The 16,067-nt window shown below is 58.6% G+C and carries 12 protein-coding genes; 4 read left to right on the top strand and 8 right to left on the bottom strand.

Features of this window, described 5'->3' with window-relative positions:
* The first annotated feature begins 37 nt into the window (after positions 1-37).
* On the top strand, positions 38-1,039 hold the full coding sequence (locus FJ145_16240; protein ID MBM4262967.1) for an ABC transporter substrate-binding protein: 1,002 nt from the start codon (positions 38-40) through the stop codon (positions 1,037-1,039).
* Positions 915-2,081 carry a hypothetical protein gene (locus FJ145_16235; GenBank protein MBM4262966.1) on the top strand — a complete coding sequence of 389 codons (1,167 nt, stop codon included), beginning with the start codon at positions 915-917 and terminating at the stop codon, positions 2,079-2,081. The genes FJ145_16240 and FJ145_16235 overlap by 125 nt, the downstream gene beginning before the upstream one ends.
* A gap of 24 nt (positions 2,082-2,105) precedes the next feature.
* Here the strand turns inward: FJ145_16235 and FJ145_16230 are convergent, their stop codons facing one another.
* The 6 genes from FJ145_16230 to FJ145_16205 form a co-directional block, all read right to left on the bottom strand.
* Positions 2,106-3,194 (bottom strand): hypothetical protein, encoded by a 1,089-nt coding sequence (locus tag FJ145_16230; GenBank protein MBM4262965.1) that lies wholly within the window; start codon positions 3,192-3,194, stop codon positions 2,106-2,108.
* 13 nt (positions 3,195-3,207) lie between these two features.
* Positions 3,208-4,482 (bottom strand): hypothetical protein, encoded by a 1,275-nt coding sequence (locus FJ145_16225; protein ID MBM4262964.1) that lies wholly within the window; start codon positions 4,480-4,482, stop codon positions 3,208-3,210.
* Between the two features lie 22 nt (positions 4,483-4,504).
* Positions 4,505-5,422, bottom strand: a complete 918-nt coding sequence (locus FJ145_16220) for a polysaccharide deacetylase (protein MBM4262963.1) — start codon at positions 5,420-5,422, stop codon at positions 4,505-4,507.
* A 9-nt stretch (positions 5,423-5,431) separates the two neighbouring features.
* Positions 5,432-7,507 (bottom strand): hypothetical protein, encoded by a 2,076-nt coding sequence (locus tag FJ145_16215; GenBank protein MBM4262962.1) that lies wholly within the window; start codon positions 7,505-7,507, stop codon positions 5,432-5,434.
* Positions 7,508-7,673: 166 nt separating this feature from the next.
* Positions 7,674-8,618 (bottom strand): hypothetical protein, encoded by a 945-nt coding sequence (locus FJ145_16210; GenBank protein ID MBM4262961.1) that lies wholly within the window; start codon positions 8,616-8,618, stop codon positions 7,674-7,676.
* A 316-nt stretch (positions 8,619-8,934) separates the two neighbouring features.
* Complete coding sequence (locus tag FJ145_16205) at positions 8,935-10,653, bottom strand: peroxidase (GenBank protein ID MBM4262960.1); 1,719 nt, start codon at positions 10,651-10,653, stop codon at positions 8,935-8,937.
* 480 nt (positions 10,654-11,133) lie between these two features.
* Here FJ145_16205 and FJ145_16200 point away from each other — a divergent pair, with 480 nt between their 5' ends.
* Both FJ145_16200 and FJ145_16195 read left to right on the top strand, forming a co-directional pair.
* Positions 11,134-12,897, top strand: a complete 1,764-nt coding sequence (locus FJ145_16200; protein ID MBM4262959.1) for an alpha/beta fold hydrolase — start codon at positions 11,134-11,136, stop codon at positions 12,895-12,897.
* Positions 12,897-14,213 (top strand): serine/threonine protein phosphatase, encoded by a 1,317-nt coding sequence (locus FJ145_16195; GenBank protein MBM4262958.1) that lies wholly within the window; start codon positions 12,897-12,899, stop codon positions 14,211-14,213. Before FJ145_16200 ends, FJ145_16195 begins: the two co-directional genes overlap by 1 nt.
* 253 nt (positions 14,214-14,466) lie before the next feature.
* Here FJ145_16195 and FJ145_16190 read toward each other — a convergent pair whose 3' ends face one another.
* On the bottom strand, positions 14,467-15,072 hold the full coding sequence (locus tag FJ145_16190; GenBank protein MBM4262957.1) for a nuclear transport factor 2 family protein: 606 nt from the start codon (positions 15,070-15,072) through the stop codon (positions 14,467-14,469).
* A gap of 45 nt (positions 15,073-15,117) precedes the next feature.
* The gene (locus tag FJ145_16185; GenBank protein ID MBM4262956.1) at positions 15,118-15,321 is read right to left on the bottom strand and encodes a hypothetical protein; all 204 of its coding nucleotides are present in this window, start codon (positions 15,319-15,321) and stop codon (positions 15,118-15,120) included.
* Positions 15,322-16,067: the final 746 nt, after the last annotated feature.

The raw sequence follows: 16,067 nt of genomic DNA, 5'->3' as shown, positions 1-16,067 counted from the left end.
AGCAGGCAATAGGCAAGAGTGAGACTCGGAGGTTTCCGTGTCGAAGCGCTGGTTTCCCCTGGTTGTGACGCTTGCACTTGTATTGGCAAGCAAGCCGGAGGTTGCGGCCCAGGACAAGCAGCTCAAGAAAATCAATTGGGGAGTGACCTCGCTCTCCGCCGGTAATTGGATTCCGTGGATCGCTAAAGAAGCCAAGATCTACGAAAAACATGGGCTCGACGTGCAGCTCATTTTGCTGCGCGGCTCGGGGCAGACCTCTGCCGCCATGCTCGGCGGCAGTATTTTTGCCTCGCCGGTGACTTTAACTACAATGATCATGGCGGATTTGAGCGGCGCCGATTTCGTCAACATCGCTCATACCGTGGCGGCGGTGAACACCAAGCTGCTGGTGCGGCCCGAGATCAAGCGGGTTGAAGACCTCAAAGGCAAGCGCGTCGGCATCACGAGCCTCGGCTCGCTCAGTGATTTCCTGCTTAAACATACTTTCCGCAAGTACGGCCTCGATCCCAACCGGGATGTGACTTGGCTGATGATCGGCACACCGCCGGAGCGCCTGCAGGCGCTGATCTCTGGGACTGTGGACGCGTCCGAAGCTTCCTATCCGATCGATGCACAGGGCGAGAAAAAAGGCTACCGCGTGTTGCTCGACCTACGCAAGGAAGTCTCCTACCCATCGATGTCGGTGGTAACGCGGCGCAAAACGATCGTCGAAGACCGCGATACCGTAGCGCGCATGATCCGCGCCCACGTCGAAGGCATTGCCTATTTCAAGCAGAACAAAGAAGTCAGCATGCGCGTGTTGGGCAAGGCGTTGAAGATCACCGACCGCGAGATGCTGGAAACCTCCTACGAGACCTACAAGCAAGATTTTATTTCCGTTCCATACCCGATCACCAAAGGGCTCGAAGCGACGTATGATTTCATCGCGCAGACTCGGCCGGAAGTGCGCAGCCGGAAACCGGAGGAGTTTGTCGACACGAGTTTTATCGCTGAGTTGGAGAAGAGCGGATTTATTAAGAAGCTCTACGAAGCCAAATGAAAATGGAAAATTGAAGATGAAAGGGTACCGGATGTTGATTTCGAAGCGTGTTTGGTTTCTGACCGCGTTCGTGGGTTTGCTGCTATCATGCGTAGCTGGGGAGAGTCATGCCCAGAGCAAACCCCTCAAGAAGCTCAATTGGGGCACGACGTCGTTGTCGGCGGCGATGTGGATCCCGTGGCTGGCGAAGGAAGCCAAGATCTACGAGAAGCACGGTTTAGACGTGGAGATTGTTTTGCTCCGTGGTTCAGGCCAGAGCTCGCAGGCGCTCTTGGGTGGGAGCCTTTTTGCCGCGCCGGTGGCACTGCCGCAGTTGATGCTGGCTAACCTGAACGGCGCTGATTTCGTTAACGTGGCGCACACGGTTGCATCGGCGATGAGCAAACTGCTGGTTCGGCCGGAGATCAAAACGCCGGCGGATTTGCGCGGTAAAAAAGTCGCGACTTCGAGCATCGGTTCGCTGGGAGATTTTATTTTTCGCTACGCGCTGCGCAAGCAGGGGCTCAATCCCGACCGAGAAGTGACCTGGCTCTCCATCGGCACCAACTCCGAACGGCTGCAAGCGCTGTTGACCGGCGTCATCGACGGCGCCGACGTGACCTATCCGGCCGACATCCAAGCCGAGCGCAAAGGCTACCGCGTCTTAATCGACGCGCGCAAGGAGATGGTTTTTCCGACGACATCGGTGGTGACAACCCGGCGAAACATCCGGGAGGACCGCGACACAGTGATGCGGCTGGTGCGCGCCCACGTCGAAGGCATCGCCTTTCACAAACTGAACAAAGAGTTCTCGATCAAGGTCCTCAGTAAGTACGTCCGGACCAGCGAACCGGAGTTTCTCGAAGGCTCCTACAATCTGTTCAAGCAGGACTTCATCGCCGCACCGTACCCAATCACCAAAGGTCTCGAGCCTACTTACGATTACGTCGCCCAGACTCGTCCTGACATCCGCAATCACAAACCCGAAGAGTTTGTCGACGCGAGCTTCATCGCGGAGCTCGACAAGAGCGGGTTTATCAAGAAGCTGTACGAAGGGAAATAGCCCGTCGGGTAGCGGCCGGCCTCTTCAAATACCGTAAAACCGCCGGGGATTGTCAGACAAGATTTTTCTTTTTACCTGCGGGCTGAGCTTCATGGCTTTGAAGCGGGCAATCGCGTTGAGCTCGCTCGACGTGTCGTTGTGGCCGTAGTCGGTGCCGATGACAAGATTTTCCTCGCCCGTGTAGGACATGATGTAAGAAAAATCGTCGTCGGTCTGAGTCGACACATAAATGCCGTAGTCGCGAAAGCAGTTCATGGATACCGGCCGTTGGCTACCTAAAGAGCGTCTCACTGCCTCATGGGCAACCCAAGGCACCCATTGACTCGACGACTCGATGAAACCCCAGCGCAATTTGGCGAACACACGCGGCAGCTCGCTCATGATGAGGGCATAGCAAGCCGTAACGGTGGGCACACGAAAAGTGGTAAAGCCGCCGGCAATTTCGTTGTCTAACAAGTTGAACAGTTCCGGGTTGCCGTTGGCGATATGCACGGTGACGGGTATATCGAGGCGCTGCGCTTCATCGTAGATCGGATAGTAAAACGGATCGGTCATCAAGCGGTCGCGCTCAAACGGCCGCATGCAGACGCCGACCGCGCCATGTTCCTTGGCGAAGCGCAGCTGTTCGGCGGCGGCTGTCGGAGTCAGCACCGGCACGACACAGCTCCAGCGCAGCCGATTTGCGCCCGCCTTCCAGACGTCCGCCAGCCAGCGGTTCCAGCTCCAACACAAAGCGATCTCGACTTCGGCCCGGCGCGTGAGCGGTCGCAGCCACAGTGAGTTGTAGAGTACCTGGACGTCGATGCCCAACGCGTCCATATGTTTTAAGCGTTGGGCGACATCGCTTACTTCGCGCGCCTGCACCGGCGTGCCCACTTCGCGGCCGCAGCGTTGGACATGCTCGGCCGATTCTTTTTCGTTGGGCGATGGAAACTTGGGGCCGATGTTCTCGCCGTCGAGCACCCAGAAGAAACGCTCGGGGTTTTTCGGATTGGGCACAAGCGTCGGGCGAAATTTCTTGTCACTGCCTTCGAGGTAGTCCCAGGTATGCTCGTTTTCAACCACATGAGCGTCGGCGTCAATTACAGCGGTGTTGACCTGAACGAATGACATGGGACCTCCTGATTCACCGGATTAAAGACTGCACGCGTTGAACGACCATTTGCTCGGCGTTCGGCGCCGGCGCAACTTTTGGCAACGGTAGCGTCATCCCTACGAGCCGGTCTATACATCGTTTTGGATCGGCGCGAAACTCTTCCAATGTGGCTGCGGGACCACTGAGACCCAGCCGTATACATTCACGTTCAATGAGCTTCACCTGCGCCTGCGGTTCTTCGATGAAAGTCATCGGGACACCTGCGGCTATGGCATCATTTACCGTGCCGCCGCCAGCTCGAGTGATGACGCGCCGGAATGCTGGGAGAATCGCCTGCTGGGTGGCTCCGCTAATGGGCCCAAAGTAACGAATGCGATCCGATGCGAAGATACGCTTTTTTAAGTCGGCGCGTCTATCAAGCAGAGTTTCAAGGTCTTTGGACAAGACCGCGACATAGCCCTGCTCGGGCGCGGCTAGCATCTGTTCAAGCAAACTCGGCAGCTGGTCATCCCAAACGGGCGTGCCTCCGGGACTGAGTAAGATCAAAGGTCGATTGCGCGGCACAGGAGTCTGCCCACCGTACTCCGCCAGGGTCGTGTCGAGCTTGGCATAGGCGTCAGCCTGACTCACCCTTGTGCCGAGCACGCCATTGAGAATTTTCGGCGTGAATCCGAGAGTTTTCCAATGAGTCACAAACTCATCTGGAGTGATATAGGTCTGGAAAAGAAATACTTCGGTGGCAAGAGCTTCGTCCTCCTCGACGTGACTGGCAATGCGCTGCGCAAGCAACCGCTCTGGCGCACCGGGCTTGGGATTCTCGCGGTAGATATCCTGCCAAGCCTCGGAGGTAATCAAACGCAATGTAGCTGCCCAGCTATGATCGACAACCGTCAGCCTGTGCGGCACCCCGAGTTGAGCCGCAGCGCGGACAAACAGAGGCACGCCGATATCGATGGCGACGTCGCATCCTTCAAGTAGTTCCCGAACGGCTTTGGCGTAAGACTTCCTGAGCGAGGCATAGGGTTCCAACAGATTCAGCGTTTGTTGAACGTGAACTTCGCCTTTCGGTTTTGCCAAGCGGATGAGGCTGGCGACGGGCGCGATATCAACGGCGTGGCCTTCGTAGAGCTTGCGGTTAAAGCTTTCCGCAGCACGATTCAAAATCGTGATGCTTGATTTCCCTTCACTCGTTTGCAGCCAAGAGTCAAGCAAACCTCGAACGATGTAGTAGGCAAACACCGATGGTCCAAACCCATCTTCATTGCAGGCAACGCAAATGCGTTTTATGTTCGCGACGTTCTCCATTGGGCTGAGTTCGGGAAATGACTCACCGGCGCTGCTGGCTTAGGTGCCACTCGGCGATTTCTTCGCGGCTGGCGAACCACACGCCGGTGTGGCCTTGGGCGTATTCGATAAAGCGGCGCAACGCGCCAACGCGGTGCGCTTGGCCCATGACGTGCGGGTGCATGCCAAAGTTCATGATCCGGCCGCTGGCGGCGCTTTCTTCGTAGAGTTGATCGAAGCAGGCCTGGAGCGTTTCCAAACCTGCGGCAGGTGAGAGGCCGCCGCGGGCGAACAGGTTAAAGTCGTTGATGTCGTTGGAGTAGGGCACACAGACGATCGGGCCGTGGATCGTATCGATCAAGTAGGGTTGGTCATCGTTGAGATAGTCGCAGTAGGCAATCAGGCCAAATTCCTTCAAGAACGCCGGCGTATGCACCGTGCCGCGAATCGCCGAGGACAGCCAAGCTTTAGCCGGGTGTCCGACCGCGCGTTGATATTCTGCGAGCGTGCGTTCAATGACGGATCGCTCAGCTTGCGGATTGTCGGCATGGTAGGTCAGCAAATCGTTTTGCGCCCAGTTGTGCGGCACCAGCTCCCAGCCGCGTTGGTTCACGGCATCGACGATGGGGCGGCGCTCGGTCATGATCATGCCATTGACCGTGCACGATGGCTTGACGCCGGCTTGGTCGAACACATCGATCAAGCGCCAGACACCGACGCGCTGACCGTACTCGCGCCAGGTCCAGTTGGCGGTGTCCCAGACATCGCCCGGTAGCGCGTGTGGTATCGTCATTGGCCCGCCGGTGAACAGCGGTTCTTTCTGGCCGGGGCGAGACTTCTCCCAGTATTCTAAATTGATGGTCAGGATAACCGCCAGACGCGCGCCGTCTGGAAAGCGCAGCGGCTTGCGGTCAGGCAGCGCGCTGAATGGATACGAAGAGGGTGGTGGCGAATCGGCCATGGTTTATCCTTAGAATTTTGCCTTCTTCGCTTCGGCGATGATCCTCTCGGCATCTTCCGCCAGCAAGTAGCGTTGCGCAACCAAGGCGCGCGCAGCCTGGCCGACCAGGCGCACGTAGTCGTCACGGCTTTGGTAGCGCTCCTGGATTGACAAGCGCGGGTCACCGCTCATGCGCCGCTCAGCCTTGGTCTTGGGAAACGGAATATATGACCCCAACAATCCCGACAGCTCGCCCTCGGCTAAGCCGCGCGGCCGCAGGTTCCAGCCGGTATGCGTGCCGAGCGGCGCCTGCAGCGCCGGCTGGCGAATGCCGGCGCTGTCGTTGCCATCGCGATCCACTTTGGGAACAAGAATTTTGTAAGCAGCGCCGCGCACCGCTTTCGGAGGATGGATCTCTATGCGTCCGCGCCAGATGTTTGGCCCGTAGTTGAGAAAAAGCTGGCGATTGTGCAGCGCCTGGTAACTGACTCCGGGAATCTTCGGGAAACCGTTGTCCTGGCGCGGCGCCACCAGTGTGCCGTCTTTGACCGTTGGGTAGCAGCTCGGCGGCGGCTCGATGCCTTGGCTCGCCCATTGATCGAGAGCGACGATCAGCGCGCGTAGCAGGTCGCCCGCCGGCAGCGGGTTGATGAAAAATTGGCTGTCGTCTTTTTCCGGCTCCGAGCCGAAGGGGCTGTTGTGTTGGGCGCTGGCGATGACGTAGAGGCGGACGTTGTCGGGCAATTTCAAATCGTTGCCCTTGCCGTCGGTGTGCGCTAGGCAGCCGCGTTTTTGCCAATATTCAGTCGATGTCTGCGTATGAAACACCAGCGGGTCGGTTTTCGGCCGCTTGAGAATGCCGTCGCGCCGGCCGCTCTGGGCGTCCTTGATAGTGTTGTAAGCGTGGGGGAAAAGCTCGGGGTCGAGTTGGTTGGTGTGCTGCTGCGACGATGTCACTGGCCTAGCAAATTCATAGTTCAAAAATAGCCTGCCGCCGCCGGCGACGTGGGGCGCGACGGCGTCAAAGACTTTGCGATGGGATTCGTCTTCGTTGAAGCCGTGGTAGACCAGGTCGCGCAGGAAGCGGCCGCTTTGCGAGCGGCCCCAAGCATAGGCGTGGGTGATGGGGCGGAGTGGCCCCCCTCTTTGTCTCCCCCCGAGGCGGGGGAAGAAAGAATACGTCACGCCCTCGGGGCGGGGGACATGTGGTGACGGGATACGAGACTTGGGGACGTTGGCGCCTAGCGGGTTTAGTTTGCCGGCGCGATCCTTTTGCTCGTAACGTAGAAATGAAACCAAATCGCGCACGACGGCGAAGCCTAGGCCGAGGAGGAGTGGATTCTTGGCCTCGTAGATGAACTCATAAATATGTCCTGGCTTGAAGCCCCGGCGCAGAAACAAGTGCTTTGTGCTCGGTGCGACGGTTTCTTGGCCGCCGCGCGGTTCTTTAGCGCAGGCGGCGAACTCCCACTCGCTCGCCGGCACAGGGATTCTTTGGCCGTAGGACTTCTCGCGCACCGTCAACGATGCGGTGCTTTTGTCGAACCAAGCCGCTTCGTAGCTCTGCACTCGGTCGTCGTCGCTCAGCGGGCGCGACTTAACGCCTTTCTCGTCCACGACGATCTCGGTGCGCACCTGGCGCACAATCGGTTGGCCCTTATTCGTCGCCACCGGCACGGTGAGCGCCATCGAATTTTTCCCGGGCATGATGTCGCCCTGCCAGCCGGACCAGACGACGGTGTAGCCTTGACGCATGAGAAAGCCGTTGCCCGCGTCGTCCAAAGTGCTTGGGTCTTCGCGCTGCGGCGCGTCGTTCAAAAACGCGACGACGCGTTTGCCGCCGCGGTTGGGCGCATCGTAGATGATCTTGCGGTTGCCGCGCGCCATGTCGAGCGGTTTGAGAATGCAGAAATCAGCGGAGTATTCGACCCGGCTGCGTTCGTTGCGTGGCGCTTTGTCGAGCAGGACGATGATTTTGTTCAGACGATTTCTCGGATCGACTTCACCATAGAGTTTGCCGACCAGTTTCTCGTAGGCGCCGGTGACGGGAAACTCGTGGCCGTTGGCGAACAGTTCGCGCTTTTGCACGACGAAGCGAGTGATCATAATTCGATTTTATCCTCGACCGTTGCTCTACCTAAACGGGAGCGAGGCTGTCAAGACAATTCGCGCGTGAAATGATCGAGCCGTTGAAGAGGCGGCGTGCGGCGCGCTCGGCTGGCAAAGGAACGTTCTCTGCGGTCGCCGTGCTCTGTAAGAAGGGGAAGCTGGTTTACGCGATGGCGCGGCGCTCGTCTGTCTGGCGCGGCGCCGTCCGATTGCAGGCACCGTTGCGGTTGAGCAGCTCGGTTTGTAGCGCTTTGTCGGGCAGCGCTTGGTCCGGGCATTGAGCGACTTGTTGTTGTACTTGCTTTAGTTGGCGCTCTGACTCATGCCACCGGCGGCGCCATTGGTCCTGTAGGAAGCTTGCCGTCGATAGATGGGACCTCAGTTGCGCGATTTCAGCCTGTGCCGCCGCGAGCTTCATCCTTATCGTCTCGTCCGATTGGTAAGACCAGTCGGCGGCGATCTGCGGCTCCGGCGGCAGCGCGTTACCGCTAAGTTTCTCGATCTGCCGATGACACTCGGCCAACTCGCGGCCTTGCTCGGCGTAGCACGACGCCCACTCGGTTATTTGCAACTTTAGCTGAGCTCGGTCTTTTTCCAGGGCATCGATGACTGTGACTCTTGAGCGCAGCGCGGCGGCTTCTTGATCGACAGCCGCGAGTTGATTCTCGCTTTCTTGATACAAGGCGTGCCAATGCTCTTTGTCGGCCGACGCTCGATTGAGCTGCTCGTAGAGCTGCGCCCGCTCTTCATCGGTGGGCTTGCTGCGCAGCAGCTCTACTTCGGCCTCCAGTGTGGCGATGCGATCGTCGCAGAACTCTTTGTAAAGACGGTAGCGCTTCTGCCACTCTTCGTCGAGGGCGATGCGCTCGTCCGACAGTTGTTGATAGGCGGAGCGATATTTTTCGAGCTCCGCCGCCAAAGTTAGCGGCAATGCCACTGTTGTGGTCTGAGCTTGCGGTATTTCTTCGTTGGAACACTGAGCACGTTTGGGGCTGTTGCTGGCTTTGCCGTACTCCGAAAACAATTTGTAAAATAGCCATCCAGCCATGGCGCCGATCACGGCGTCGAAAAGGTAGGCGAGCCAAAAGTTCTGTAGGATGTGGTACACGTCGCAGCGACTCCTGTTGTCAAACCATGCGTCAGCCTTGCGCAGAAGCGTGGAAGAAAAAAGGCAGATTCAACCTAAGGTGGATGCATGCTGCTCGCTCTGATGAAGTCCTCTACATGTAGTATGAAACCAACGAGATAACAATCATCGGTCGCTAGTATTCGTTAAAAAGCCTCTGCAAATCGCGGACCTCGCGGGTCGGCGTCGAATTCCTTGCCGTCGATCAGCGCGCGGGCGCGGTCGTAGGGGCCGCAGGTCATGGATAGTTTCAATGCCATTAATTGCACCTTACAGCGAGAGTTCGAAAGCGCGGCCATTATGCCCGCTTCCCCTGTTCCGGGAAAGTGTAAACCCGATTCAAAGTATTGGAGAAATCGTAGAAGGGGAGGGGTGCGAAGCTCGAACCCCTCCCAGAAGGAGAGAGAATCGTAAACGAACGCAGCGCGGCGACGCCGGCCAAGGTGAGGAAGTCGACCATCTTGAAGTCGCCGGTAACTTTGCCGCTGCGGGTGGGCAGCGTCGGCCGCCAACGCGGCTCGTCGGCCAAGAAAGAATCGCGATCAAGCTGCAAGAGACCGATAAAGACCTCGCCGACGATGCGGCCGCCGACCGGACCTAGGCGCAGACCTTGCTCGACTAGCTGCGCTTCTTTAAGAACGTAGTACCAGAGCGGCGTCGACAGATGCAGATCGTTGCCAAAATCTTTCAGTTCGGCCAAGTCGTCGCCGCTGAGCGCCGGCACGTTCATCGCTTTGGCGATGGCCTGACCGGAAGGTATGAGCCATGTCACATGGCGCAGCAAGTTGCGTTGTGGTAGGGACGTCGGCGGATCGCCCGATGCAATGGCCGCCAGTGGCAAGTCGAAGAGCGGCGTCGAGAGCTTAATATCGATCAGTTTGTTGGGCCGCACGTTGCCGTCGCCAAAATCGAAGAAGGTCGGCCAGCCGATGAAGCGACGCGGCGCGCGAAACCCGCCGCGCAGGTCGTCGGGATCGGGTCTGTTGATCTGCGCTGAGTCGAAAATGATGCCAAAGAAGGGCTGATTGCCGGGCAGGCTAGTGAAGTTGGCGCGATAGGAAGGCCGGACCATCGAGTGGCCAAAACGGTAGGCCGCGCCTTGAAACTCGACGGGAATCTGTGTTCTGCGCGGCCGAAAAAATTTCCGGCGGTTGCGCAGGATGTCATCCACCCTGCTCTGACCGATGAACTGCGGCAAGATTTCATGCAGCACGATCCATTGATAATGCCAAGTCGTCAGCTGCCGCGCGCGCCGAAAGAGCAGCGCCGGATCGTTGCGATCGCCGCGATTGTCCGCGGGGTCGACGCTATGGCCGGCGAGCAGATCAACGACCTTGTTGTGAAAGAGTAGAAAAGCCGCCTGTAACCCGGCGACGATCAAATTCTCGTCATTGCGCGGGTCGGCGATGATCGCGGTGTTGCCCGAGCGCGGCAGGTCTTCAAATAGGCCGCCGCTTTCGATTCTAAACTTGGTCGGATGGCGGCCTCGTCCGGGCGCTTCGTAGAGTTCTGGATTGGCGCGCGGTCCGTCGCCGTAAACCGAATCTAAATCGAGGGCGGGGTCGCGCACGTTGGGCGTCGACTCCGGCGCGGTCGGTACGCCGAGGCGTGAGGTGAGGTCGAAGGTTAGGTCATGATCGATGAATTGGCCAACAAACGTGGCGCCGGCGGTGTGTTGGTCGTTGTTGGGGTTGTTGGTATTCAAGGCCGGATCGACGATCAGCGCCGCCGGGCCCGCCGCTAAGTTGTCCTTGGCGTCGAGAATGCCGCCCGGCTTGCCGATCTCCAACAAGGCCGCCGCCAGGCGGTCGCTCGGTGCAGCGAACGGCGGCAGCTCCGGAAACATGCGGCCAAAGCGGTCTTCGCGCAGGACGAAACGCCGGCCAGCGTCGGCGCTCGCGGCCGCGCGCTCGTCGGCGCGCAAGACGCTCGGCAAGCAAAGCCCCGCAGCGCCCGTGCCGAGGGCGCTAAGAAATCTTCTTCGCGATGGCGAACGCAATTGACGACGGTATTTCATGGAACGGGTTCCTTTCGTTTCAGCGGAATTTTCCGGCGAGCTTTCTCCCGAGCAGCGGCTGTCCGCCACTGCTTCAGGAAGCCGCGCGCGCAGAAAGTCGGCTTGCCTTAGCCATTCGAGATCGGCGCAATACGGATCCGGGTCGACGAGGTGCGAACATTCTGGCGAAGGAAGTTTGCGTTGCGATTCTCTGCGTGCGCCGGTCGCAATTGTGAGACCAGAAAAAAAGATCTAGCGAAATGCGCAACGGTGTATGACCGAGTGATGTAAGATTCACGACCGCGAACGATGTACAAGGAACGTCATCTCTCGCCAGATATTCTTTGAATTGGATGGGCGCTTCTCGGGGAATGCCGTGGCGCCGCAGAGCGAGGCCGGCGCAATTGTAGGCGCAGCCGTACAATGAGTGTGTAGCTGTTTTCAAACATGTACGCAGGCGTTGCGGCGTGGGGGGAGTTCTCGCTATCCTACAACCAACGCATGACTCTTATGACGCGCATCGCAACAGAAAATTCTTTCGAGGCTTCCGACGGCGAGAAGATCTTCTATCGTCATTGGCCCGCGCGCGGCGGCGGCGGTGGCAATGGGATTCTCCTGTTCCACCGCGGCCACGAACACTCGGGGCGATTACAGCATGTGGTCGACAAGCTCGATCTACCCGACTTTCACATGTTTGCCTGGGATGCGCGCGGTCACGGCCGCTCGCCGGGCTTGCGCGGCTACGCGGAGAACTTCGGCGTATTGGAAAAAGACGCCGACTGTTTCGTGCGGCATGTCGCCTGCACGCACGGCATCTCGATAGACGATATCGCCATCATTGCCCAAAGCGTCGGCAGCGTGCTGATCGCTGCCTGGGTGCACGACTTTGCGCCGAAGATACGCTGCATGGTGCTGGCGGCGCCGGCGCTAAAAGTGAAACTTTACGTGCCGCTGGCGATCCCTGGGCTGCGTTTGCTGCAAAGAATCAAGAAGCCCGCGTTCGTGAAATCCTACGTCAAGGCGAAGTTTCTGACACACGACGCGGCGCAGATCGCATCCTATGAAAATGACCCGCTGATCTCGCGCTCGATTGCCGTCAATATCTTGCTCGATCTCTTCGATACGTCTCAACGCCTAATCGCCGACGCCGCGGCCATCTACACGCCGACGCAAATGCTGATCTCCGGCGCCGATTGGGTGGTGCACCAAGAGCCGCAGCGCGAGTTTTTTCAACGGCTCGGCAGCGCGGTTAAAGAAAAACACGAGTTTGCCGGCTTCTATCACGACACGCTGAATGAAAAAGACAGTCATCTCGCCATCGGCAAAGCGCGGGAATTTATCCTACGGCAATTCGCAAAGCCGTTGATGCTGCCCGATCTCTGCGCTGCCGATCGATCGGGTCATACCAAAAAAGAATACGATCTGTTGACGCGCCCGCTGGCGCCGCTCTCGGCGAAAGCGCTGGGCTTCGCGACGACACGGCTGTCGATGCGTACCCTGGGCAGGCTTTCCGACGGTATTCGCGGCAGTCTGAAAAGCGGCTTCGACTCCGGTGCCGCCCTCGATTACGTCTACAAAAATCAGGTTTCCGGTCACACGCCGATCGGCAGACTGATCGATGGCTCTTACTTGAACAGCGCCGGCTGGCGCGGCATTCGCCAGCGCAAAGCGCATCTGGAGCGAGCGATTCGCGAGACCGCTCAGAAGGTCGAGCAGGCCGGCGCGCCGCTCAGATTTTTGGATGTCGCCGCCGGGCAAGGGCGCTATCTGTTGAACGTGTTGCAGTCGTTCAATGGCGCGAGTTACGAAGCGCTGCTGCGCGATTTTGACCCGGCCAATGTCGAGCAGGGGCGCAAGCTCGCCGCGCACAACGGCTTTGCCAACCGCGTGCGCTTTGAAGTGGCGGACGCCTTCGATCGCGCGTCTCTAGCGCGGGTCACGCCGCGGCCGACCCTTGTCATCGTTTCCGGGTTGTACGAGTTGTTCCCTGATAACCCGCCGGTGCAGAATTCTTTGGCGGGCATCGCCGAGGCGATGGAACCGGGCGGTTTTCTTATCTACACCAATCAACCGTGGCATCCACAGCTTGAATTAATCGCGCGCACGCTCACCAGCCATCGCGGCGGCGCGCGGTGGATCATGCGCCGGCGCACGCAACTGGAGATGGACCAACTGGTCGAAGCCGTCGGTTTCGTCAAGGCCGAGCAATTCATCGATCAGTGGGGCATGTTTTCAGTGTCCGTGGCGCGCAAGGGCAGCCCGTGATGGCCGCGCCCAGCGTTGAGCCCCGGCCAACCAAGGCGGCGGCGCTTTGGTTGCTTTTCTTGGGGCCATTCTTTTTCGTCGTCTACGGTTTCTGCGACTGGTACGCGGCGAGTCTGCCTTCGGTGCCGGCCTATTTCTACGAGTGGGAGAAATGGATTCCGTTCGTGCCGGCGGCCATCGTGCCCTATTTCACCATCGATATTCTCTACGCTGTTTCGGTGTTTTTGTGCCGCGATCGGCGCGAGCTCAACATTCACGCCTGGCGGATCATCGCGGCGATCTTGATCTCGGCCGCGGGTTTCATTCTTTTTCCCTTGCGATATGCCTTCGAGCGTCCGGTGGTCGACAGCTTCTACGGCTTTTTTTTCAGCGCCTTGTTCAGCATCGGCGAGTGGTACAACCAAGCGCCGTCGCTGCATATGAGTCTGCTAATCGTGCTTTGGGCCTGCTTCGCGCGCCATACGGTCGGCGGCTGGCGCTGGTTGCTGCACGGTTGGTGCGTGGTGATCGGTGCGTCGGTGTTGCTCGTCCAGCAGCATCATTTTATCGATATCTGGACCGGCCTGCTGGTGGGGGCGGTTTGCCTCTATGTGCTGCCGCAGGCGCCGCGGCGCTGGGATAAATGTCAACTTAGTTACGATCCGCAGCGGCGGCGGCTGGGCTGCCGTTATCTCGGCGGTTCGTTGGCCTGCGCGTTTGGCGCGGTTCTCGTGGGCGGCTGGGGCTGGTGGCTGCTGTGGCCGGCCATCGCGCTGTTGCTCGTTGCCCTGGCCTATTTCGGCCTTGGCGTGGCAGTTTTTCAGAAAAACGCCGGGCAGCAAAGTTGGCCGGCGCGCATCCTGCTTGCGCCCTATTTAGTCGGTGCGTGGATCTCCTACCGCATGTACACGCGATCGCTGCCGGCGATGCATGCCGTCGTCCCCGGAGTTTTCTTCGGTCGCTGGCCGCGCGCCGATGATCTCAGCGGCTGCTCGCCAGGGGCGGTCTTGGACCTGACGGCCGAATTCTCTGCGACAAGGAAAGGCCGGGCGCAAAGTTATCAAAACGTGCCGATCCTCGATTTGACCACGCCGGAGCCGTCGGCGCTGCGCGCCGCGGTGGAGTTCATCGAAAAACATGCGCATACCGGACCGGTGTACGTGCATTGCGCGCTCGGCCTGTCGCGCAGCGCGACCGTGGTCGCGGCGTGGCTGGTCTGTTCCAGACGCGCTGCCAGCGCGGACGCAGCCTTGAGTCAGCTGGCCGAATTGCGCCGCGGCGTCACCTGGTCGCCGGCCCACGTGAGCGCGATTGCCGAGGCGGTGAAGCTTGCGTGATGGGTAAGAAATGATTCGCCACGAAGACCCAGCGCGGGAAGCCGCAACCGACCGCGGATAAGAGAGTTGAACCAAAAAGAGTACAAAGAGCACAAAGAAACACAAAAGGCGCTGCGCGCCCGGATTCGGAACTGGGAGAATTTAACCGCAAAGAACGCAAAGGACGCAAAAAAGAATCCGGATGTAGGGGCGCGATTCATCGCGCCCTTTGCGGCTTACCTTCGTGAACTTCGCGTCTTCGTGGTGAGAGTCTTTATCGGGCTCCACGGCGCAGAAAGCGCATGAGCAAATAGGTCAACAGCAGGCCGGCGAGGAAGGCGCCGATGCCGACGTAGCGCAGCATCTGCTCGTACTCCGCAATTAGCGGATTGGTGAATACGTTGGTCGATAGGTGCAGCGCGACCAGCTTCCATTGGCCATCTATCTTCGCCATGGTGCCGGACCAGCGCGAGTCAAATTTAAACACGTCGCGCTTCCAGGGAAAGAATTCGTCGGCGGTGCTGCCGTCGGCGACCGCGATGTCGCCGTAAAATCTCGCCGGCGCGCCGAGGGAGGCTTTGGTCAGATACTTTTTGAGAATGGTACCTTCGGCGCCGACCATGCGTTGGTAATAGGCTTTGATCTCGCCTTTGCCGCGCGACACTTCGGCGTTGAGCCAGGTGACGGTTGCGTTGTCGGCAAACTGGGTCAGCATGCGGTCGATGTTTTGCTCGTTGATCGCGGCTTCGACTTCGTGCATCAGGTGTAGCAGTTGCTTGCGATCCTCCGCGCGGGGGTCGGTGTCGGCGGCTCCTGCGAGCCCGTTCAGAGACCAAAAGAGAAAAACTGCGCTGAGCAAGTAGCGTTTTACAGATTTCACAGACTCCTCCGTATTTCTTAACGTGTTATTTGCCGTGGATTTTGTTCATCTCATCGAAAAAGCCGCCGGCTTCCAACTCGTTGATTTATCGAACAGCCGCCCTTCTTTGGCCACCCAGATGGGCGCCATTGAGCCGGAGATGGCGCCGTAACTGGCGTTGATCTTGTCGGCGGCAGCCACGGTGTCGAGGAGCGGGCAAAAGCCGATGGCGGCACATAAAGTATACCGGTGGAGAGCCCAAAGATTCATTGCAACACTCCGATGTTTAGTGGTCATCCGCGGTTGTTAAAAGACTCGTAAGAATGCTTGGACAAGCCTGGCCTGAGCTCAGTCGAAAGGTCCCGAAGCGTTTCCCGCAGCCTGCTAGTTCTACACCACTTGGCGAGCGAACTACAGGGCGACGCGAGGCGAAATGAGATCAGCGGCCGTTGGTGACCTGGTCTGCCGAAAGGTTGTTTGTGCTGCCTGTTTATGCGGCAAAGCCTATGCCGTCTGCCTGAAACCTACGCAACCGGGCAATTTCAGCGATTTGGCTCAAACTCCGCTGTTTGCGTGTTCGCAGGGCCGCGAAACGCGTCGTGCGTTGTCGTCGAATCTACGAAATCCTCATTTCTGCTAACCCCCTTGACGCGCCGCAGCGAGATGCTTATTTTTAATGACTATTTTATTCTCCAACGGCTCGAACCTTCCGAAGTTGCATAAAAAATCTACCGGCCGCGAACAAACGGCCAGGGTCAGCGTCTAAGACTAGTTAAGGTTTCTGGGAAACTGGCAGGTTGGTTGCCACGTCTAAAGAATGAAGGAATCCAACTGGCCGCAAATATCGTAGAGTAAGATTGGGGAAGTCGTTGTAGCCGCAACGGCGCGTATTTTGCTGAATGGCAATCAGGTCGGGTGAAAAGCTATGGAAACTATCAGATCCAGGGAAGAATTTCCGGCCAACGATGAGTTCGACGAGAACGTCGCCGAAGCGGTGGCCGAGGGCGAAGCGGCGG

The organism is Deltaproteobacteria bacterium (genome assembly GCA_016874755.1).
GTDB lineage: Bacteria > Desulfobacterota > Binatia > UBA9968 > UBA9968 > DP-20.
Note: the sequence above shows the minus strand (reverse complement) of the source record. Positions and strands in the feature narration are given on the sequence as shown.